The 20934-nt window shown below is 37.1% G+C and carries 18 protein-coding genes; 9 read left to right on the top strand and 9 right to left on the bottom strand.

Features of this window, described 5'->3' with window-relative positions; translation table 11 throughout:
• Position 1: 1 nt before the first annotated feature.
• The gene (locus tag BW946_RS18015) at positions 2-307 is read right to left on the bottom strand and encodes a DUF4134 domain-containing protein (RefSeq protein WP_045495720.1); all 306 of its coding nucleotides are present in this window, start codon (positions 305-307) and stop codon (positions 2-4) included.
• A gap of 187 nt (positions 308-494) precedes the next feature.
• Here BW946_RS18015 and BW946_RS18010 point away from each other — a divergent pair, with 187 nt between their 5' ends.
• Positions 495-1469, top strand: coding sequence for a PDDEXK nuclease domain-containing protein (locus tag BW946_RS18010; RefSeq protein WP_076597487.1), 975 nt, complete (start codon positions 495-497; stop codon positions 1467-1469).
• A gap of 33 nt (positions 1470-1502) precedes the next feature.
• Here BW946_RS18010 and BW946_RS18005 read toward each other — a convergent pair whose 3' ends face one another.
• Genes BW946_RS18005 through BW946_RS17995 form a run of 3 tightly spaced genes read right to left on the bottom strand, consistent with a single transcriptional unit; the run spans position 1503 to position 3293 of the window.
• Positions 1503-2120 (bottom strand): hypothetical protein, encoded by a 618-nt coding sequence (locus BW946_RS18005; protein WP_076597486.1) that lies wholly within the window; start codon positions 2118-2120, stop codon positions 1503-1505.
• Positions 2121-2129: 9 nt separating this feature from the next.
• Positions 2130-2522, bottom strand: a complete 393-nt coding sequence (locus BW946_RS18000; RefSeq protein ID WP_076597485.1) for a DUF3408 domain-containing protein — start codon at positions 2520-2522, stop codon at positions 2130-2132.
• A 3-nt stretch (positions 2523-2525) separates the two neighbouring features.
• The gene (locus tag BW946_RS17995) at positions 2526-3293 is read right to left on the bottom strand and encodes a ParA family protein (protein WP_076597484.1); all 768 of its coding nucleotides are present in this window, start codon (positions 3291-3293) and stop codon (positions 2526-2528) included.
• 634 nt (positions 3294-3927) lie between these two features.
• Here BW946_RS17995 and mobA point away from each other — a divergent pair.
• From mobA to mobC, 3 genes are all read left to right on the top strand, one after another.
• The gene (gene mobA, locus BW946_RS17990; protein WP_076597483.1) at positions 3928-4362 is read left to right on the top strand and encodes a conjugal transfer protein MobA; all 435 of its coding nucleotides are present in this window, start codon (positions 3928-3930) and stop codon (positions 4360-4362) included.
• The gene (gene mobB / locus BW946_RS17985; RefSeq protein ID WP_076597482.1) at positions 4359-5612 is read left to right on the top strand and encodes a conjugal transfer protein MobB; all 1254 of its coding nucleotides are present in this window, start codon (positions 4359-4361) and stop codon (positions 5610-5612) included. Before mobA ends, mobB begins: the two co-directional genes overlap by 4 nt.
• A 124-nt stretch (positions 5613-5736) precedes the next feature.
• Positions 5737-7737, top strand: a complete 2001-nt coding sequence (mobC, locus tag BW946_RS17980) for a conjugal transfer protein MobC (protein WP_076597481.1) — start codon at positions 5737-5739, stop codon at positions 7735-7737.
• 51 nt (positions 7738-7788) lie between these two features.
• Here the strand turns inward: mobC and BW946_RS17975 are convergent, their stop codons facing one another.
• Positions 7789-8634: an RteC domain-containing protein gene (locus tag BW946_RS17975; RefSeq protein WP_076597480.1), complete on the bottom strand. Its 846-nt coding sequence runs from the start codon at positions 8632-8634 to the stop codon at positions 7789-7791.
• Between the two features lie 46 nt (positions 8635-8680).
• Entirely contained in the window at positions 8681-10384 is a 1704-nt protein-coding gene (locus BW946_RS17970; RefSeq protein ID WP_076597479.1) for a helix-turn-helix domain-containing protein, read from the bottom strand.
• Positions 10385-10661: 277 nt separating this feature from the next.
• Between BW946_RS17970 and BW946_RS17965 the strand changes: the two genes are divergently transcribed.
• From BW946_RS17965 to BW946_RS17955, 4 genes are read left to right on the top strand one after another with little or no spacing between them, the layout of a single operon-like run.
• A complete protein-coding gene (locus BW946_RS17965; RefSeq protein WP_076597478.1) occupies positions 10662-10898 on the top strand; it encodes a hypothetical protein in 237 nt (78 codons plus the stop codon).
• 13 nt (positions 10899-10911) lie between these two features.
• Positions 10912-11079 (top strand): hypothetical protein, encoded by a 168-nt coding sequence (locus BW946_RS21495; RefSeq protein WP_156121964.1) that lies wholly within the window; start codon positions 10912-10914, stop codon positions 11077-11079.
• A gap of 18 nt (positions 11080-11097) precedes the next feature.
• Positions 11098-12618, top strand: coding sequence for a DoxX family protein (locus tag BW946_RS17960; RefSeq protein WP_076597477.1), 1521 nt, complete (start codon positions 11098-11100; stop codon positions 12616-12618).
• A gap of 12 nt (positions 12619-12630) precedes the next feature.
• Positions 12631-12900 carry a DUF6520 family protein gene (locus BW946_RS17955; protein WP_076597476.1) on the top strand — a complete coding sequence of 90 codons (270 nt, stop codon included), beginning with the start codon at positions 12631-12633 and terminating at the stop codon, positions 12898-12900.
• Positions 12901-12914: 14 nt separating this feature from the next.
• On the opposite strand, the gene BW946_RS17950 is transcribed toward BW946_RS17955, so the two are convergent.
• From BW946_RS17950 to BW946_RS17940, 3 genes are read right to left on the bottom strand one after another with little or no spacing between them, the layout of a single operon-like run.
• A complete protein-coding gene (locus BW946_RS17950; protein ID WP_076597475.1) occupies positions 12915-15407 on the bottom strand; it encodes an alpha/beta hydrolase family protein in 2493 nt (830 codons plus the stop codon).
• A complete protein-coding gene (locus BW946_RS17945; protein WP_076597474.1) occupies positions 15394-16767 on the bottom strand; it encodes a RagB/SusD family nutrient uptake outer membrane protein in 1374 nt (457 codons plus the stop codon). Before BW946_RS17945 ends, BW946_RS17950 begins: the two co-directional genes overlap by 14 nt.
• Positions 16768-16777: 10 nt before the next feature.
• Positions 16778-19768: a SusC/RagA family TonB-linked outer membrane protein gene (locus BW946_RS17940; RefSeq protein ID WP_076597473.1), complete on the bottom strand. Its 2991-nt coding sequence runs from the start codon at positions 19766-19768 to the stop codon at positions 16778-16780.
• A 637-nt stretch (positions 19769-20405) separates the two neighbouring features.
• On the opposite strand from BW946_RS17940, the gene BW946_RS17935 reads away from it, so the two are divergent.
• Positions 20406-20699 (top strand): helix-turn-helix domain-containing protein, encoded by a 294-nt coding sequence (locus BW946_RS17935; protein WP_076597472.1) that lies wholly within the window; start codon positions 20406-20408, stop codon positions 20697-20699.
• Positions 20700-20934: the final 235 nt, after the last annotated feature.

Below are 20934 nucleotides of genomic sequence, written 5' to 3'. Positions count from 1 at the left end.
TTTAAAGGAAGAATGAGCGAAGAATGGTTGCGGCAACAATTAAGAAGATACATGCTCCAAACCAGCTGGCAGCAGTTTTACTGGTATCAGGGTCACCGCTGCTGAACTTGTTATAGACTTTTACGCCTCCGATGAGTCCGACGACTGCACCGATGGCGTAAATTAATTGTGTAGCGGGTTCAAAATAAGAAGTGACCATCTGTGTAGCCTCATTGATTCCGGCTGAACCATTGCCTTGGCCGAATACCGAATTAATTGTTACCAATGTTAAAACAGCATACAGCAATTTTTTTCTTTGTTTTTTCATAATGAATAGATTTTTTGATTATCAAACCCGCACTTTACAGGCTTGATGACAAAGATGTCCGAGTCTAGGTACTCAGTAACAGGAATGGCAGTGGATGGACTCTTTTGGCTGTTAAAGAACCGTGCGCCAGTCAGAATTCCTGTATAAATAATTGTAAATTTGTAAGGAATTTCAAAAAAGAGAAATCATGGATAAAAGGTTCACAGATATTATTGAGATCATCAAACAGTCTCGTAACAATGCGATAAGAAAAGTCAATGAGGAACTCATCGATCTATACTGGAATATTGGTGAGTATATCAGCAAAAAGGTAGAGCTGAGTGAATGGGGACAATCTGTGGTTAAAGAACTTTCTCAGTTTATCCAGACTCATGAACCTGAACTAAAAGGTTTTTCGGATAAGAATCTTTGGAGAATGAAGCAGTTTTATGAGACTTACAAGGAATTTCCAAAAATCTCAACACTGTTGAGAGAAATCAGCTGGTCTCATAATCTGTCCATATTCTCCAGATGTAAATCAATCGAGGAAAGGGAGTTTTATATCAAGTTGACCAAACAGGAAAATTATAGCTTCCGGGAGTTAGAGAGACAGATATCCAGCAGCCTTTTTGAAAGAACGATGATTGGAAATTCAAAACTCTCGACAGTGTTGAGAGAAACTAACGCTGATATAGTCAATACATTTAAAGACAGCTATGTATTTGACTTTTTAAATCTGCCTGAAACATTCAATGAAAATGATCTCCAAAAAGGTTTAATTGAGCAGATGAAAAATTTTATCCTGGAGTTAGGACGGGATTTTCTTTTTATCAGCGAAGAGTACAAAGTACAGGTCGGAAATTCTGATTTTTATATCGATCTCTTATTCTTCCACAGGGGGCTGCAATGCCTTGTCGCTTTCGAACTGAAAGCAGATAAATTCAAACCCGAACATCTGGGTCAGCTTAACTTTTATCTGGAAGCGCTGGACAGGGATGTTAAACGTCAGAACGAAAATCCAAGCATCGGCGTACTGCTTTGTAAAGACAAAGACAGCGAAGTAGTAGAATATGCGCTGAGTAGAAGTCTTTCTCCGACAATGGTTTCTGAATACAAAACGCAGCTTCCCGACAAAAAGGTTCTGCAGAAAAAACTGCATGAATTGTTTGATAACAGATCTTAGTTGAAACTTCTTAATAACAAAAGGGGAATTTGCCTAAACAAACTCCCCAATATCGAAACCTTCAACACCATCTTTGTAACTGGAAGATATGCCTTCAACATCATTCGAAATGCTCTGACTTAACAAATTTGAAATACGCTTCGAAGCCTCCCCCAACGAATTCTCTAAAAGATCAAAAAGCTCGGTCCCATGAATTTTTTGGATTATAGCAACTGCTTGCTGTTCTAAATCAGGTTCCAGCATTTTCCGCTGTAACAGCTGACCCGCAGTACTCAATTCCTGAAAGGTAACCCCTGTAGCAAAACCGCTTTCGATATTAGAGTCCTGATACTTCCAATCCTCTTCCTCCTGCCCCCAATTATCCTTGATTAGAATATCATCAAGGTTTTTATTCTCGGTTACATCCTCAGCTTTCCCCTTCCTGGTTTCTGATTCAAAATTATCTTCTGCTAATGAAGTAAATTCAAGGTGGCTTTCAGTGGCTTCAACTGGCCAACCTTTTCTTTTTGTTTGCTTAATATCTCCCATTATCGGTGGAGAACTTTTCTTAGTATTACCCCTATCTTTCGCACGGACATTGACTGGAAATCTTCTGTCGAGAAGAATTAGAATGATAGCCATTAATAAACCTATAATGATTATTTTTTCCATAAAATGATATTAAAAAATGGGACGGTATTTTTTATTGAAATCATCAGTAATTTCCTTTTCAAACATTTCGAAATGATACGCCAGTATATTATCCAGATAAGCATACAGAGAAATCTGGTCATCGGCAATGATTTGAATAATGCGTGATAGGCGCTCGTGATATTCAGGACGGATATAGATACTTTTATCACCCCGCTTAGTCATGGTATGATGAGTAAGAAACTGCTCCATATAGCTTATATCTGAGGATTTCTTAGTATTCAACTTATTTTTTGCTTCACCCTTCTCCTTTGGAGGATCATCAGTTTTTGAAATAACTTCCTTCTTAGGACTTCCTGCCATAATGGACATCAGATATTGTTCATCTATACCGTTATCTTCATTGTTATTGTCCTCTTCCATAATTTATAGTTTTACAATTCTTAAAAATTCTTCTACAAATTGATCCAGCCTGCACTGAGCTAACAATTTAGGATCTGCAGGCAGTAAAGTCGATCGGAAAACCGTTTTTGATGTCGACTCTCCTTCTTTCCGAAATCTTTTACTGTCTGTAATACTTGTTTCCATAAGTGGCAGTCCTAAATCTGAAATCACTTTACTGTAGTTTTTGTAGAGCAACGTCCGTTCTCTTCCATCCACCTGATTCCAGAATAGATATACAGCCCGAATTCCCGTTTGAGTTTCTTTCATTAATACATTGGTCAGAACATGGGTGAAACTTAACGTACTTTCCAGCACAACACGATCCGCAGTAATGGGAGAAAAAATATAATGGACTTTCGTCAAAGTTTTTAAAATCCCGGCGGTATTCACAGTTCCCGGTAGATCTAAAAATATAACATCGGGAATTGTTTCGGAGCCATTAACATAAGCATCTATATCCTCTAAAACTTGGTCGGATTTACTCTGGAAAATGGGATACGCTTTTTTATTAATACTCGTAAATTGTTTGTGAGCGATCTTTTTTAAAATCTCATTCTGCATCACCATTTTCAAATCCCGCTCTCTCATCTGAAGTAAACTGTACTGAGGAAAGTCACAGTCAAATACAGCGATCTGGTACCCCATCTGATAATGAAGGAGACTTGCCATAAGTGTGGTAAATGTACTTTTTCCTACTCCACCTTTTTGAGTGGAAAATGCAATAATGGTAGGTTGCTTTTTTGTTTTCATTTTGCTTGATTTTGGTTATACATAATTGGGAAGAAAGACTGATTGACAGCCCCTGGGCAGTACATATATCAGGTTCCCTGTACTGCTTTCAGTGCTACTGGACGGAATTCCCGAAAGCTGTATTGATTTCAATCAGTTCTGGCTGAATGTCATTCATCCTGCAATCCTGAAAAATTGCTTTCCGGAAGACTATCTTTCACAGAGACTATCTTGACGGCTGGAATTCCGGAAGGCTGGCATGCTGGATTTCCACTATTCAGGATTTCTATCAGATCTGCAGTCAGGAAATCCCGCCCTCAATCTGATACAAATGAATAGTATTTCTTTTTTAAAACATTTCTAATGGTCGTTTTTGGCTTTAAGTGACTTTCTTTGACTTTCTTTCTAATATTGTCCCTACAAATGATTGTGGTTTACTTTGTTTCAGAAGACTAAGGAGGTCTTGGGAAATTGAACTTTATGAACGTGATCAGTATTACATCTGCTTTATTACTGGAATTTCCTTTCACCCGAAAGGAGCAAGTTATGTTTTGAGTGCCTCATAACTTTTTTCGTGCCTCAAAACAACTTGCCCTGGCTGGGGCTTTAAAAACCACTCCGAAGTCATGATTTTACTAATATTAAATTAAATGCGATGGACGTAAATAAAAAAAGCAAAGGCGGGCGTAAGCCCAAGATGAATCCAAGTAAAAACAGATATGTATTTAGACTTACGGATGAGGAAAATATAAAGTTTTTAAATTTATATGAGGCTTCCGGAATGAGTAACAAAGCGAAATTTATTACAACAATTTTGTTTCAGAAAGAATTAAAAATTGTAAAAGTTGATATTTCAACAATAGATTATCATACCCAACTGACCAAATTGTTCTACCAATTCCAGTCGATTGGAAACAATTATAATCAGATAGTAAAGATTTTATACCGAAATTTCACGGAGAAAAAAGCTTCTTTCTATCTCTTTAAACTGGAAAATCATACCAGAGAACTAGCTTTAATTGGTAAGCAGATTATAGAACTCACAAAAGAATTTGAACAAAACCATATTCAAAAAACTTATGATAAATGATCGCAAAAATTGGAAAAGGTGAAAACCTATGGGGTGCGCTTACCTACAATCAACAGAAAGTAGACAACGAAAAAGGAACTGTTTTATTTACTAACAAGATTCCTGATTTGTGGGATCGCCCTTATTCGGTTAAATTTTTTCATCAGTATTTTGAACCCTACTTGATAGCGAATAACAAAACTGAAAAACCGGTAAGACATATCTCACTTAATCCTGATCCTGGAGATAAGGTTAATGACAAAGATTATCGGGAAATGGCCCAGCAATATATGCAGGAAATGGGTTATGGCAACCAACCCTACGTTGTCTTTAAACATACGGATATTGACAGGACTCACATTCATATCGTCACCACCTGTGTCCAGATCGATGGGAAGAAAATATCAGATCGCTATGATCACCCCCGATCAATGGAAGTCTGCAGGAAATTGGAAAAACGATACAACTTAAAGGTTGCTGGTGAGAATAGAAGTTTAAATCAAAGCCCTATTTTTAAACCTGTAGATTATACTAAGGGGAATATCAAAACACAATTATCATCAGTAATAAGACACATGCCTCAAGCCTACAGCTTTCAAAGTATAGGTGCATATAACGCTTTACTCTATCAATTTAATATTTCCTGTGAAGAGGTTACTGGAGAACTGCATGGAAAAATGAGAAAAGGAATGGTCTATTTTGCAACGGATAAAAATGGAAAAAAAATAAGCAATCCTTTTAAATCATCCCTTTTTGGTAAGCATGTAGGAGTAGAAAATATTCAGGTGCTTATTGAAAAATCTAAAGTAAAAATGAAAAATAATCCTTCAAAATTCATTCTTAAAAGAACTATTGAAACCGTTCTCAGCACGAGTAAATCGGAAGCTTCTTTTAAGTCTCAACTTTTGGAACAGGGAATCGCTACGGTCATACGAAAGAATGATGAGGGAAGGATCTACGGAATCACATTTATAGACCATAACTCCAAATCTGTTTGGAATGGTTCACAGTTGAGTGAAGAGCTTTCAGCCAACGCATTCAACAAACTATGGAATGAGGTAGAAACAAAGCCTGAAACCAATTCATATAATAGTTCTAACAATGATATATCGCTTGAAAAATCTTCAGAACATTTCTTCAACAATAACAGCTACGAAGTATTTGACGGATTTTTTAGCGGGTTATTGTCTTCAGGTCCTCATGAGGATCAAGAGGAACAAATTTTTGAATCACAAATGAAAAAGAGACAAAGAAAAAGAAGAAAAAAATAATATTCTTTTGCAAAAACGGTCTTATAACTATGCTCAAAGAGCCTAAGCCAGCCAATAGATGCATGCAACGGCGCATTTATATTTGAGAATGCATAATCAGTTATTTATGCGTCTAAAATGTAATATGCAGGGTGAAGACGATTTAAGAGGACTTGCCAAAATCATGGCGTTTATGCGAGCGGTCAGTATTATTATGGTACTAATGCATCTGTACTGGTTTTGTTATGGATTTTTTGCACATCAACAATGGACACTGGAACTCATCAATAAGATTCTTTATAATTTTAACAAAACAGCAGGGCTATTTTCTCATACCATCTACTCTAAGCTCTTCGCAATTGTTTTACTGGCTTTGAGTTGTCTTGGTACCAAAGGCGTAAAAAATGATAAGATCACTTGGAAAAAAATTAGTATTGCTTTTTTTATTGGTTTTGTCTTATTCTTTTTAAACACAATTATTTTACAACTTGATACCAGCTTTTCAGCTCTGCTTTATATTCTATCTACCGGTTCCGGATACATTTTCCTGATGCAAGCAGGAGTCTGGATGAGCCGTTTACTCAAAACAAACTTAATGACCGATGTTTTTAACAATGAGAATGAAAGCTTTCAGCAGGAAACCCAATTACGCTATAATGAATATTCTGTTAACCTTCCTACACAATTCTATTATCAGGGGAAATGGCATCAGGGATGGATTAATGTAGTCAATCCTTTTCGTGCCACCATTGTCTTAGGAACTCCAGGCTCAGGAAAATCCTATGCTGTTGTCAACAACTATATCAAACAACATATTGAAAAAGGATTTTCCATGTATATTTATGATTTTAAATTCGATGATTTGTCTACTATTGCGTACAACCATCTTCTCAATCATTCTGATGCTTATACCGTAAAGCCGAAATTCTATATCATCAATTTTGACGACCCCAGAAAAAGTCATCGATGTAATCCTTTAAATCCCGATTTTATGACGGATATATCGGATGCATATGAAGCGGCCTATACCATTATGTTAAACCTGAACAGAAGCTGGATACAAAAACAGGGCGATTTCTTTGTTGAGAGTCCTATCATACTGCTAGCTGCCATCATATGGTTTCTTAAAATTTATGAAAACGGTAAATACTGCACTTTTCCACACGCTATAGAGCTGTTGAACAAAAAATATGAAGAGGTCTTTACGATATTAACCTCTTACTCTGAATTAGAAAACTACCTATCTCCTTTTATGGATGCATGGCAAGGGGGTGCACAGGATCAGTTGCAGGGACAAATCGCTTCCGCAAAGATTCCTTTGTCAAGAATGATCTCACCACAATTATACTGGGTAATGACCGGAGACGATTTTTCTTTGGATATCAATAACCCCAATGAGCCTAAAATTCTGTGTGTAGGAAATAATCCTGATCGTCAGAATATTTATTCTGCTGCTCTTGGGCTGTACAATTCAAGAATTGTTAAGCTAATTAATAAAAAAGGACAGTTGAAGAGTTCGGTGATTATTGATGAGTTGCCTACCATTTATTTCAGAGGCCTGGATAATTTAATTGCTACTGCCAGAAGTAATAAAGTTTCCGTATGTCTCGGATTCCAGGATTTTTCTCAGTTGACAAGAGACTATGGAGATAAGGAAAGTAAAGTCATTCAGAATACGGTCGGCAATATTTTCAGCGGTCAGGTGGTTGGGGAAACAGCAAAAACCTTATCTGAACGTTTTGGAAAAATATTGCAAAAAAGACAAAGTATATCCATCAATAGGAACGATACTTCGACCTCTATTTCTACCCAATTGGACAGTTTGATACCTGCTTCGAAGATCTCTACCTTAACCCAGGGATTTTTTGTCGGTGCTGTATCTGATAACTTTGATGAAAGGATTCGGCAGAAGATTTTTCATTCCGAGATTATCGTAGACAATATTAAGCTTTCTCAAGAAATGAAAAGCTTTCAGCAGATACCACCGATCCGATCCTTTATTGATGAAGACGGGAATGATTCTATGACCAGGCAGATTCAGGATAATTACAGAGAAATTAAGTCAGATATTCTCAATATCATCAAAGATGAAATGGATCGAATAAAAAATGATCCTGATTTGCAACATTTATTGAAATCGGATTAAAGAATGAAACCTCAAATACCATACGATTTGAGGTTTCTGTTTGTATTTATGTTACTCAGCATCACTGTTCATAAAATATTGATTCAAATTGTCACTCACCAATTGAAGGAATTTGGTTGGTCCCTGTTTTCGGTTACGGATTTCAAAGATGGTTTTATGAAAGTTACCTAAATCGCAATCCAATGACTTTTCTGTAAATTTTATCACTTCGCTTAACTCTATATTACCACCGTTAAAACAACGCATCTGGTAAAGTGCATAGATAAGCTCTATAAGACCGACCTTTGATCCCGACCAGCTCAAAGGAGAAAATACTTTTGCCATAAAGTTATCATTTGAATTTTCAATTTGCTTTTTTAAATACTGATCGAATTGCTCATTGGAAATAAATCTGGCGATCATATGATCGTGGGAAGTTGTAAAACTCGGATCATAATTATAAAATCCGGATGATAACTTCATTTTTAGGTCGTAGGAATTGCGAACAAATATTTTATGATCAAGATAGGTTGCTTCCCGTTTATAGTAGCTGTAAAATTCAGAATGCTCCAAATAAAAGTCTTTCAACTTTTCCTGTTCTGCTTCATAATATTTTTTTAAAGTCTTATTTCCGGCAGCCGGCTTATGAGATTCAATATCCAGTACTGCAGAATAATAAATAAATTTTGAGATAAACTGCGGTTTCAGTTTTTTAAAAAAGAATACTTCTTCAGCAATATGATCAAAATGATGGTTGGAAACCAAAAGTTTTAATTTCCTTATCGACTCATCAATAATAAGCAATGCCTTTTCTGAAATTTTGATCAGATCATTTCCGTCAGCATTGACTTCGTTAATCTTTAGGTCCAGATCCTCCAATAACTTCGAAGCTCTTTTAAAAATAGTTTTTGTTACCATGTCCTTTTTTAAGGAATTTACAAAAATTACCTAAAGCACGACTTAATCAACTAATACCCAGCTCCCTTTTCCGATTCTTTATATAATCAGTAGGTCTGATCCCATTGATATCAAAGAACAGATTTGAAAAGTTCTGGCGTGCCGCTATACCACATTCATCAGCCAGAGCCTCGATAGTATAATTTAAATATTTACTGTTGGTATTAAGAAGATTGGTGATATAATTAATTCTCAGTTCAGCCATGTATTTATTAAAATTCATCCCTTTTTGTTCATTGATATAAACCGAAAGATAGTGGGAATTGGTTCCCAGCTTTAAAGCAATACTTTTCTGCGTAATCCCTTTCTTTTTGAAATGTTGCTCCTGCTCAAACTTCTCAAGCTTTTCTTTTATTTCTAAAGCCATTTCCGGGGTAAGAGAAGTCTTTCTTACAGGCAGTTCTATCATTTCTTCTCTTACAATATCATTCATATTATATCTTCCTTCAGCAATTCTCTTTTGGAGAAGCTGATATTGTTTTTTTATCTTTTGATCTCTTCGATACCGGACAACAAAAAAGCCAAGAACTAAACTTCCTGAAGCAATCAGTATCTGAGCCAATACTATTTTTTTAGTACTGGATCTCTCGATTTCTTCTTTTGCATCCATCAGTGTACGTCGGTCAAAATCTTTATGAAGTTTCAAAGATAAATAGGGAAAATCTTTACTGATTAAACTGTCAGCTTTTAAAAGCTGATTGGTATAGTACAGTTGCTTTTCTAGGTCTTTATCTTTATAATGATCGATAAGATAGTGATAACTCTTATAGACCTCTGGAAGTATAAAATCATGTTTATTGAAAATAGAGTCTATCTTTTCATAGCATCTCACCGCACTTTCGATATTATTCTGCGCTTCATAAGTTCTACCCATATAAAAATAGACGACCGAAGCCCAGGCGAAATCATTTCTCTTTAGAATATTGGGTAAAGATTTTTGCAAGTGATCCTGAGCACCAACATAATCTTTATGATGAAATCTGGAAATTCCTATGCATTTTAGGAAATAGCTTTTTTCAAGTACAAAATCATTATTATTGGCAGTTATCCGATAACCTAAATTGCTTAAACTATCACTCTTGGCAAAATGATACAGATATCTGTTAAGTACAGTCAATTGATGTAAACAGTTGAGATACGCCTTCTCATAGTTAAACTGTTCATTTTCATGATGATTTTCATTTAGCTTTGACCTGTAAAATGAAGTACATTCAAGAAAATGCTTCATGGCATCATCATAATAGCCCAAATGACTTTTTACAATTCCTAAATGATAAAGGACTTTATATCTATGGTACTCATCTTTCGAGCCTTTTGAATACGTATAGGCTTTAATGTATTCATTTAAAGCCAGCTTAAATTTTTTTTGATAAAAATAATAGATGATTCCCTTGCTTAAATATTCTTTACTGATGTCATCTTGGCTTCCATGCTGCAAACTGACAGTAAGCGCACTGTCAGCATACTTCATCTTGTTTTTATAATCAAACTGTCTTGCATCTCTATACCCTTGAATTAGCTTTGAAAAATTATTTTCGTTTTTTGCTTTCTCAATGTACAGTTTTACATAGGGCATTGCATGAATGTCATCTATTGCCATTTTTTCATAAGGCTTTCTAATTTCACTGAAAGTTTTTTCATCTTTCTTTTGTGAAAATAAAAATTGTGAAAAAACAGGAAATAAGATGAGAAAGCAATAAAACTTTTTCATATACTGATATTTAGAACCTCACTATCTCAAAAATAAACATTTATGTTTTAAATAAATCAAATTTCAATGAATTAAATAACAGAAACATAAAAATCCTGTAAAACATGCAAATACAGCCACTTGAACTCTGATATTCTCATGTATTAATTTTAAAATTGAGACGTAACAATTTTAAAATAGAGCCATATAACAGTTTTTTTTAGCTCATAAGCCGGATAATTTTGACATCAGAATTCTAATATAATCCGGCCGGGATAACCCAATTAAAATTATCAAAATGAAAAAGTTTATCCCATTTTTTAGCATAATCATCGTAGCAGTTTGTCTACAAAACTGCACCCATCGAGATGAAGATATGATTTCAAATAGTGAATATATTGAAAAATCAGAGCCCACAATAAATGGTTTAGTAATGAAACAGGATTCTGCTAAATCCATAGAAGTCATTGAAGATCCTGGAACAAAAGATCCTCCTGTCAGAGACGGTGATAATTGGCGGCTTACTCAGGATTAAAAACAAAAAAAATATGATTCCCCATACCTCCATATCAGTTGTTACAGGCTTACCATGTCCAAAGAGTGGCATCTGGGAAAGTATGGGGAATTTTAAAACAACTGTAACCCTCTTTAAAGGTGAACCAATGCCTGAATATTGCGGATGGAAAATCAAATGGAGACTGGTTCAGGTCTGTTAAACATAATGACAACAAAGCATGAAAAATTTTTCCAACATATTCCCTACTATTGTAAGTTACTTTTTTATTGTATTATTTGTGTACGCGAGTGTAAGTAAACTTTTTGAATTTGAAAGATTTCAGATTCAATTAGCACAATCACCACTTCTCAGCGCTTATGCAGGTTTTGTTTCTTACAGTGTCATTATAATAGAATGGATTGCTTCCATGTTACTGTTGGTACCCATCTGCAGACGATCAGGCTTATACCTCTCACTTTTTTTAATGTCAGCATTTACAGCCTATATTTTCATCATTCTCAACTATAGTGACTTTGTACCCTGTTCCTGTGGAGGAATCCTCGAAAAACTGGGCTGGACTGAACATTTAGTTTTTAATGTAATATGTGTATTACTTATAATTATTGCCTTATTCTTAATGGAAAAGAATATTCTTGTCCGGAAATCAAAAACTGCTATAACAGTATCAACATCAATCGTACTGAGCATTATTTTAATCATAGGTATGTTTCTTTCCTCGGAGCATGTTATTAAAAAAGAAAATAATTTTACAAGGCGGTTTATCAAGCACCCTGTTATCCAACATCAATCAGTACATTTGGACAATGGTTTCTATTATTTTGCTGGGTTTGATGATCATAACATTTATCTGTCTAACCAGAAATATCCTCAGCAGCTCCTAACAATAGACTCTTCAATGCACCGAAAAGCGATTACCTCTGCCCGAATAGAAACAGATCATCCTTATAAAAATATCAGGCAAATAGTAGCGGACAATCATTTCTATATTTATGACGGGTCGGTACCTATCTTATTTAAAGGTAAACTTGGGACCGAATCTACTACAAGAATAAGTTACAAAGATGCTTATTTTAATGATCTCAAGGTCATTGACTCTTCCCGTTTTGCCATTAGGACACAGATACGTCCAAGCAATCATCTGGTGCTGGGATTACTTGATATTGACAGTCCTGAGAAATTACAATTAAAAACAACTGTTTTAAAGAAACAGACCGATGGTCTGTTTGACGTCGACGGAAGCATGGCCTACGAATCGCATACGAAAAAACTGTTATATACCTATACTTACAGAAATCAGGCAATTGTCATGAACAGCAGTATGCAGGTGCAAAAATTTTTAAAAACTATTGATACCGTAAAAACTGTCCAGATTAAAACTACGAAGCTTTCTGACGGCACTTACAAGATGAAAGCACCGGCACTAAAGGTCAATGTCAGATCCGTGGTGTACAAAAATTTACTTTTCGTTCAATCCAACCTGATGGGCAGACACGAATCGAGAAAAGCCTGGAAAAAATCAGATGTATTAGATGTTTACGAAATTGATTCCCAAAGTTATGTAGGCAGCATCTATATTTTCAAGAAAGATGATCATACACTCAATGATATCATTGTAACCGAAAAATATCTGTACACCATCCATAATAATGAACTCACCCAACATAAAATGACAAAAGCATTATCTCAATATATTAAATCGGGGAAGCCGAAAACCGATCAACAGAGTAGGCAGCACTAAATATTTCATTCTATGAAAAAAATCCTTTTCCCTGCTTTACTAGTGGTACTAGGAACAGGAACAGCATTTGCCACTAAGATGGCAAATCAGACAAACAAAGCTATTGTACCGGGATACGTAATGGTTCCGGATGGTAATGGAAATTTCACTTGTGAGCAAGCAGGTAAAAACTGTAGTGACATTCCGACAGGACCGATCTGTGAACTGTCAGACGGCACCCAGCTGAAAGAACAGGTCTCAGAAACTTTCTGCGATAATGTTCTCAGAGAAATTCCACAGTAAAAGAAGAGGATGCCTTACAGGGCATCCTTTTTCATTTCTTTATCAATCCAGGGAATATCTTTTTTATCTTTCAAAAAGTAATCCCACCATTCCAGGATTCTCAAATGCAGATCTATGCTCTCCACACTGTTTTTTGCCAGGTCATGATCCTGATTTTTATAATACAGTACTACCGCCTTTTTTTGATTCCGCAGCAAACCCGTATACAATTCTTCGGTATGAGTATAAGGAACGTTTCCGTCTTTCAGTCCTGTCCAGAGAAGGATCGGCTTATTAACTTTCTCTACATTGGCAATAGGGCTGTTATCATAGTAAAGCATTTTATTCTTAGAAAACGGCACCTTCATATCAAACTGTCCGTTTTCAAAGCGGGGGTAATTGGGAAGCTTTCTTTCCTGACTGAAGGAAAAATAAAATTTAACAAGATCGGTAACGGCTGCTCCTGATATATAGGCCGCAAAACGATGGGAACGGGTAGATATAAAACTGGTGCCGAAACCGCCAAAGGAATGCCCCATCAGTCCTACTCTATTGCTGTCAATATTGGCATATCCTTTTAGGGCATCCAGTCCTGATTGCACACAATCCAACACAGAGAACCCAGGTCCCCGGCTATCCAAAACCACATCGGGAAGAAAAACAAAATAGCCATTATCAATGAGTGACCGGATATTACTCCCTATCCCCGAAAAATAAGGATAGGGATATACCGATGCACTTTTATTCTGAACTTCATAGATCGACAAAATCAAGGGATATTTCTTTCGGACATCAAAGTTAAGGGGATAATACAATACACCTTTGATTTGTACTCCCAAACTATTCTTGTATGAAAGTATTTCCTGCCTGGCCGTAGTGATCTCATGATCATGTCTATTGCTTTGATACACTTCTTTCTTATGACCGCTATGATATTGATAAATTGTCTGAGGGCTGTTAAAATTCTCTTCCAGACTGAAAACCGCCTGGCTCTGGAGATTTATTTTGAAATCACTTATCCTATTTTTAGTGGCCGGAAGAAGTACATTTACTTTATCCCGAAACCATTGAACATATGATGTTTCATTGTTGTTTTGATCATACTGCTCAATGATAATAGGCTTCTTGGCATTAATGCTGCGGATTCTAAAATCTGCGCCTAACGTTCCATAAATCACATCTTCTTTGACATTGAGAATAGCAACTTTTTTATTCGCTGTTAAGGGCAGTTGTTCCAGATTTTTCGTCCGTACATTAAGCCTGTATATTCCATTCTCGCTCTCAAAAAAAACATAATGATTGTCATCGCTAAAAGTTGCCCTCCCAATATGAGGGTTTTCAATCGTCATTTTTCCGGATAGTAAAGTATTATACAGAATCCATCGCTTTTCTTCTTCACTGAATCCTACTACATATTTACCCTGTCGGCTAACTACAAGGTTGGAGATCTGAGAGAGTATCTTTTTTGAAGTTTTACTATAGCGGTCATACAAATAAATGTCAAACCAAGAAACAGAACTGATGTAGGCATTCTTTTCTTTTCGGTCAAAGCTCAGAAAATATCGTTCATGATCCATAGCAACCATAAACGCAAAACCAGTATCTACCTTTTGAGACTGCTCTGACTTTACATCATACACCCAGTACTCATGATATTGCTCTCCCATTCTATAAACCCATAAATCGGGATCGGTACCATATTTTACTTCCGGCTGGGCGGTAGGAGCAGGTTTTGGACGACTATTAAAATCCAGAAAAAAGGCAACTCCGTTTTTGATCTCACGCACCTCAATATAATCAGACTTAATAAAACCATTGCCAACTCTTGAAACTTTGAGTGATTTGGTATCGAGTAATACAAGCTGTAATCCATCAGAAGATTTCTCCTGCTCTGTAACTGCCAGATATTTCTGTGAGGGTGCGAGCATGATTTTTTTTATATTCTGTTCAGAGGTATAGACTTTATTAAATTCTTTGGATTGCAAAGACCAAACCGATGAGAGATTGCTTCGGTTAACTATTACATATAATTTATCCTGTTTATTACTAACCAACTGTGTCACATCAGAAACTGAGGCAACAAGTTTGTTTTTGCTGTCAAACACTTCCAGAAAACGGCTTTTGTACCAAACAGCATAATATCCCAGAGCGGGCAGTATTTCTATTTTGCTAACTTCCTTAAAATCTTTCTTATCTCCGTTTCGAAGATTGATAAGTTGTGCCTTGTCACTACCCAGCCAGAAAAAATGATTATCCTTCAAAAAGTAGCTTTCAGAAACTCCAGTTAAAACAGCTTTGACAGTTTGCTGTTTGTCAGCAGTGGCAATAATGGTGGTATCTGTATTTTTCTTGTAAATCTTTGAAAAAGAAACCCATCTGTTATCATCTGATACTTTTAAATGAGCAATAGTATAAAATGCAGCATATCTCTGTTGTATAGAATCAATATTATATTGTCCCAAAAGCCTTTGGCTGCACATACAGATAATCATTATGCATAACAGCGCTTTGATTTTAATAGCCTTCATTTTGAGGTTTTAAATTGGGATTTAACAAAATATCCTGCTGGGGAATTGGCCATAGTTTATGAAAAGACTTCCAGTTAGGCTTTCCCTGTATAGATGTATCCAGCTTTCCGACTCTTTTCAAATCGAAGAAACGATGTCCCATCTCTGTAAAAAACTCTCGTCGGTTTTCCAATATGATCTCACTGAGTGCTTCTTCTTTTGATAAAGGCAAAGCTAATGATGCTACTGCTGCCCTCTGTCTGGTTTTATTGAGGTAAAAAAGGGCTTCATCTATTTTATTTTGCTGTACCAAAGCCTCAGCTAAAAGAAGATATACTTCTTCCAGCCGGGCAATAATTGAATACTCCGTTGTATTCGCTGTCCTGTTTTTATATTTCTCAGCTCTGTACCAGGTTGTTCCGTTAAAAGTTACCGGTGCCATCCAGTATTGTTTTCTGAGATCTGCAGTAGAAAAGGTATTGACAAGCGCTGAACTAAGCGCCGTCATTGAAGGTGCTGAATTGTTAAAATAATAGATTCCGGACTCTTTGGTGCCGTCACCGGAATTTTTAGGTTTCAGCTGCCAGAGAATATGCGAACCGGATTTGATGAAGACCTTGGTAATATCATTCTGAAATTGATACAGCGGACTTTGAATAATGCCCTTTAACAGAAACTCAGCCTCTACCCATTTTCCCTCCAGCAGATAGACTTTAGCCAATAGCAATTCAGCCATTTTACGGTTAGGGAAAATCCTCTCCGTATTTCTGTAGCTGTCCTGAAGCAGGCTGATGGATTCTTTAAGATCTTCACGAAGCTGTATAAGCACCTGTGCCTTATCAGTTTTTGAAATCGTCTGGTTAACCTGATAATCGGTAGTTGTCGGATAAGGAATATCTCCATATACCTGCTGAAGGTATAACAGCAGCATGGATCTGACCATTAATGCCTCTCCTTTGATTCGGTTGCGGTCTGCCAGGGAAATAGACTTTGACTTTTCAATGCCTTCCAGTATGGCATTGGCCACATAGATCTGCTTATATGAAGTTGACCAGTCTGTATAAATACTGGCATTGGAATCGTTCTGAAGGTTTTGGGATATCTCCGGTAATCCATTGGTTGCTGTAGTGGAATAAAAATCCAAATCATCAGTGTAAAGCCCTAATAGTCTGCCCGATTGATCCCCTGCAAACGGTGAGTTGTCGCGCAGTCCAGAATATAATCCAGCCAGAGCAGCATCTGCCGTCTGTACATCTACAAATACCTGATCTGAAGCAATCTGATTGGAAGGCAGTTCTACTTCGATCAGCTTTTCACAGGAACTCATATTGTTTAGTATTAAAAATCCTGTTATGATATAGAATTGTTTATAAAGTTTCATTGTACTGGTTTTAAAAGTTAATCTGCATGCCGAAAGAATACGTTTTTAGAGGCGGTAGAAATCCTAAAGATGAAAACTCCGGATCCAGCCCGAAATACTTGGTCCAGGTATAGAGGTTCTGCCCTTGAAAATAAATCTTGGCTTCTTTGATGAGTTTCCCCTGCAAAGGAATCCTGTAGCTGAGCTGAATATTTTTCAACCGAATGAACGACCCATCGAACACAGTGACATCACTCATCTGAAATAAACTGTGCAGGGGTGATGCGGCAGCGTGATACGGCATATACAATCCATTAGGATTGTCGGATGACCAGACATTCAAGGCCTCTACAGGAAGGTTCCGCATCAGTCCGGGGGAAGACATCTGATAATTAAAATTGCGGCTCTGCTGTTTGACAAACTGGACAAGAAGTGACAGCGACCAATTTTTATAGCTGAAATTATTGCTCCAACCCCCGAAAAACTCTACGCCTATATTTTTAATAATCTGCCTGTCATCAGGGGAACTGATCCTGCCGTCACCATTGTAATCCGTAAAGATATACTGACCGCTCTGAGGATTGATACCTTCCAGATGATACAATTTTATAATATTAACGGATTGCCCTATGGCATAAGAGTTGGCATAGGTAGACCCTTCAAGTCCCGGGAACGACAGAAGTTTATTCTTCGGAATGCTTAGATTGGCTGATGTTTCCCATTTAAAAGCTCCGGTAAACGGACGGCCCGCGATCTCAAATTCCCACCCCGTATTTTGAATGGTGGCATCCAGATTGGCCAGCACTGAAGTAAACCCTGTTACCGATGGAAGCTGATAGCCTACCAGTTGATTCGATGAACGGTTGCGGTAATGGGATGCCGTAACATGAAATCTGTCCTTAAAGAATCCCATTTCGAGTGCGGCTTCTAATTTGACGGTTTTCTCCCAGCTGAAATTAGGATTGAAAAGTTTGGAAGGAACCAGTCCTGTTACATTATTATATCCTAAGGTAGAAGTGATAAACGTATCGTTATACTGGTAGTTCCCAATATTATCAGTTCCGGATGAGCCATAACTTCCTCTCAGCTTTCCAAAGGAGAGCCAGGACAGTTCTTTCATAAAGCTTTCGTTGGAGAACAGCCAGGCCGCTCCCACCGCCCCGAAGTTCGCAAACTTACGGTTGGTTCCAAAACGGCTGCTTCCGTCTCTTCTGCCCGTAATATTAATGATATAGCGATGGTCAAACTGATAATTAAGTCTTCCGAAGACGGCTGTATACTTATATTCTGTTTTGGTCTGGTCCGAGATCAGTTTTGTGGTAGCTGCGGCAATATTTTCAATAAATGCATTACTGGTAAAACCATATCCCTGTATGGCACCCTGAGTATTCAGATCACTCTGATAGGTACCTCCGGCCAGGACATCCACCTGATGGCTACCTTTTTTAAAGCTCCAGTTCAATTGCGGTTCCAAAGTGTAGGACATTCTGCTTTTATTGCTTTGTAACGCCCTGGAATTGGCAGGGCCTATCCCTAATGATGGGTTATAGATCGTACTGGGCTGCAATGACAGTTCATCAAAGGTCTGGTAACTGATTCCTCCATTGAGTCTGACCTGTACATTTTTCATAAGTTCGTAATCCGCCGTGAAGTTATTCATGAACTGCACATTGTTGTTGGAATAAGTACTGTTATAGGCAGCCAAAGGATTATCAAAAGTATTATTCTGCCAGTTGATATTTCCTCCTGAATCGTACAGAGCGGGAGCATTGGGAGCCAGAAACAAAGCACTGCCGGTATTGTCAAGGCTGATTACATTATGTTCCAGCTTGGAAAAGAGTGTTGACATGGTAAAGTTCAGACGGTTGTCTGTCGAGCGGTGTGACAGGTTACCCAGTAATGTATTGGTTTTATACCGGAAATCTTTGGCAAATACTGTAGTCTGCTCATTATGTCCGTAACTTACCAGAAAAGAAGTCTTCTCCCCGCCACCTGATAAAGACAGTTGGACATTGGAGGTAACCGATGTATTACCGAGAAGTGTTTTGAACCAATCCGTATAACGGGACTGGTCCCATGTTCCGTTGATATCATAAGCAGTGGCCGGATATACGGTAATTCCATCATTTGCATAAGCCTGTCTGCGCATTCCCAGATATTGCTCCGTATTCATCATGGTAAGATTGGAAAGGCTGCTGCTTAAAGCATAGGATGTATTGATAGAAAGCCCTAATGTTCCTTTCCTGGCCCGTTTAGTCGTTACCAGAACCACGCCGTTGGCTCCTCTTGAACCATAAATAGCCGTGGCATCTGCATCTTTTAAAACCTCAATGCTTTCGATATCATTAGGGCTGATATTGCTTAAAGGATTTAGGTTGGCATCTGACAAAATATTGGCACCGTAGGTAGCAGTCATTCCGCTTCCCGCTGGTACACCATCCACTATATATAAGGGCTGACTGCCATCGATTTCACTGTTGGCATAAGTTCTCAGGCTGTTGCGCCCTCGAATCTGGATGCTGTAGCCACCACCCGGAACTCCTGAATTCTGGGTGATATTTACCCCTGCCATTCTTCCCTGCACGGTTGATAAGACATTGGAGACAGGCTGGTTTTCTATATCTTTTGCTGAAACTTTGGCAATACTACCGGTTCTTTCTTTGTCTTTAACCTTGTAGTAGCCAGCGTTGAGAATAACTTCTTCGATTCCCTTTACTTTTTGTTCTAAGCTGATATTAACGACGTTCTGATTAGTGAGGGTGAATTTTTCTACTGCATAATCAGGGTGTCTGAACAATAGGATGGTATTTTCTGCTGAAACCTCCAATGTATAGGTTCCGTTGTTACCGGTCATGGTTACCTGATCACTGCCTTCTTGGGAGATTACGACTCTCTGTAAAGGTTTACCTGATGAGGTGACGGTACCGGAAATGGTGCGTGTTTGGGCTTTTGTAGTAATGCTTACACCAGTAAGCATGAGCCCAAAGAAAATGCCTCCTATATGGTAATAGGAATTTTTCATAGATTTGTAAAGGTTTTTAATTTCTAAAGATTAATTACTGAACTACGCTCTTTCCCGTAAGTGTCCAAACTGCATGGGAAGGGGCTTTTTTCTTTCTTCTGATTTTAAGTTGAGTAGTTTTTTGATTCATTTTTGATGTAAAGACTTTCCTGATGCCCTATGGTGTGAAAAAGGACTGGTGAGGTTCTGCAATCAGTGACCGTAAGGCACCGGAAAGAATTTAATATGAATGAAATCTGTGTTCCCGTGTAAGCTTTTTAAAGCCGCAATAGGTTGTACCCTCCTATTGTATCGTGTAGTCTGATACTATTTTTGAAAGCGGGCTTAGATTTTTTGTGTAGAGATAAAGCGACTGCATTGAAAAAAAACGGCATGGGACTCAACATTATCAGCTTAGGGGCACTGGTATGCCTTGGAACAGATAAGAGAGCCCACGCCTAGGTCGTGAGCTTAATACTTATCCTCTCGTTCCGTAAATTACCAGTTTTCTAAGCGAGATTCTAAGCAATAGCTTCTATAATTCCTTGAAGTATCGCAAAGTTACATTACAGTAACTTATTTTACAAATATAATAAAATTTTTCAAAAAGTGACATATTTGTCAATGATAAATTTGACAAATATGTCACTTTTATTTAATGAAATATATTGAAGATAAATACTTTATTGCAATCTCTGATTATATAAAAAATGTGATTGAGGAAAAGAATATTGACATATCTGACTTAGCAGCAGCAGCTAATGTAGATAGAAAACAGGTTTATCGATTGATTAATAAAGAAAATGTTCCCAAGCTTTCAACATTAATTAGAATCTCATTAGCTGCTGGAATTGAACCTCAAATTCTTTTCTCTTTAAAATTTGATTTTGAATTTTACATGAAAGAAAACAATATATTAAAAGCCACGCCTAAAACAAATAAAAAATCCTAACTTATTAATTAAGATTTTTTATTTGTTGATTTCTTTACAATAGCGATCAGAACATGGCTCCAGAACTTCTTCTGTTTCTTTTAAGAGTTTTGTTTTTTGTTGTAATACTGTTTCTTTTTACTCTAACATCTTCTCAGAATTAGCAAGTTATGTATTGCTTTGGTAAAGAATTACAGATAAGTTGATGATTGCAATTGTTGCAAATGGGAGGTGATAATTTTGTATATTTGAATAA

The sequence above is a fragment of the Chryseobacterium sp. RU33C genome (assembly GCF_900156015.1).
In the GTDB taxonomy this organism is placed as follows: Bacteria; Bacteroidota; Bacteroidia; order Flavobacteriales; family Weeksellaceae; genus Chryseobacterium; species Chryseobacterium candidae.
This window is presented reverse-complemented; position numbering and strand designations above follow the sequence as displayed.

Bases quoted from the DNA above. Each gene is read 5' to 3' on its own strand.
- BW946_RS18015 (WP_045495720.1), bottom strand. From the start codon at position 307: ATGAAAAAACAAAGAAAAAAATTGCTGTATGCTGTTTTAACATTGGTA.
- BW946_RS18010 (WP_076597487.1), top strand. From the start codon at position 495: ATGGATAAAAGGTTCACAGATATTATTGAGATCATCAAACAGTCTCGT.
- BW946_RS18005 (WP_076597486.1), bottom strand. From the start codon at position 2,120: ATGGAAAAAATAATCATTATAGGTTTATTAATGGCTATCATTCTAATT.
- BW946_RS18000 (WP_076597485.1), bottom strand. From the start codon at position 2,522: ATGGAAGAGGACAATAACAATGAAGATAACGGTATAGATGAACAATAT.
- BW946_RS17995 (WP_076597484.1), bottom strand. From the start codon at position 3,293: ATGAAAACAAAAAAGCAACCTACCATTATTGCATTTTCCACTCAAAAA.
- mobA (WP_076597483.1), top strand. From the start codon at position 3,928: ATGGACGTAAATAAAAAAAGCAAAGGCGGGCGTAAGCCCAAGATGAAT.
- mobB (WP_076597482.1), top strand. From the start codon at position 4,359: ATGATCGCAAAAATTGGAAAAGGTGAAAACCTATGGGGTGCGCTTACC.
- mobC (WP_076597481.1), top strand. From the start codon at position 5,737: ATGCAGGGTGAAGACGATTTAAGAGGACTTGCCAAAATCATGGCGTTT.
- BW946_RS17975 (WP_076597480.1), bottom strand. From the start codon at position 8,634: ATGGTAACAAAAACTATTTTTAAAAGAGCTTCGAAGTTATTGGAGGAT.
- BW946_RS17970 (WP_076597479.1), bottom strand. From the start codon at position 10,384: ATGAAAAAGTTTTATTGCTTTCTCATCTTATTTCCTGTTTTTTCACAA.
- BW946_RS17965 (WP_076597478.1), top strand. From the start codon at position 10,662: ATGAAAAAGTTTATCCCATTTTTTAGCATAATCATCGTAGCAGTTTGT.
- BW946_RS21495 (WP_156121964.1), top strand. From the start codon at position 10,912: ATGATTCCCCATACCTCCATATCAGTTGTTACAGGCTTACCATGTCCA.
- BW946_RS17960 (WP_076597477.1), top strand. From the start codon at position 11,098: ATGAAAAATTTTTCCAACATATTCCCTACTATTGTAAGTTACTTTTTT.
- BW946_RS17955 (WP_076597476.1), top strand. From the start codon at position 12,631: ATGAAAAAAATCCTTTTCCCTGCTTTACTAGTGGTACTAGGAACAGGA.
- BW946_RS17950 (WP_076597475.1), bottom strand. From the start codon at position 15,407: ATGAAGGCTATTAAAATCAAAGCGCTGTTATGCATAATGATTATCTGT.
- BW946_RS17945 (WP_076597474.1), bottom strand. From the start codon at position 16,767: ATGAAACTTTATAAACAATTCTATATCATAACAGGATTTTTAATACTA.
- BW946_RS17940 (WP_076597473.1), bottom strand. From the start codon at position 19,768: ATGAAAAATTCCTATTACCATATAGGAGGCATTTTCTTTGGGCTCATG.
- BW946_RS17935 (WP_076597472.1), top strand. From the start codon at position 20,406: ATGAAATATATTGAAGATAAATACTTTATTGCAATCTCTGATTATATA.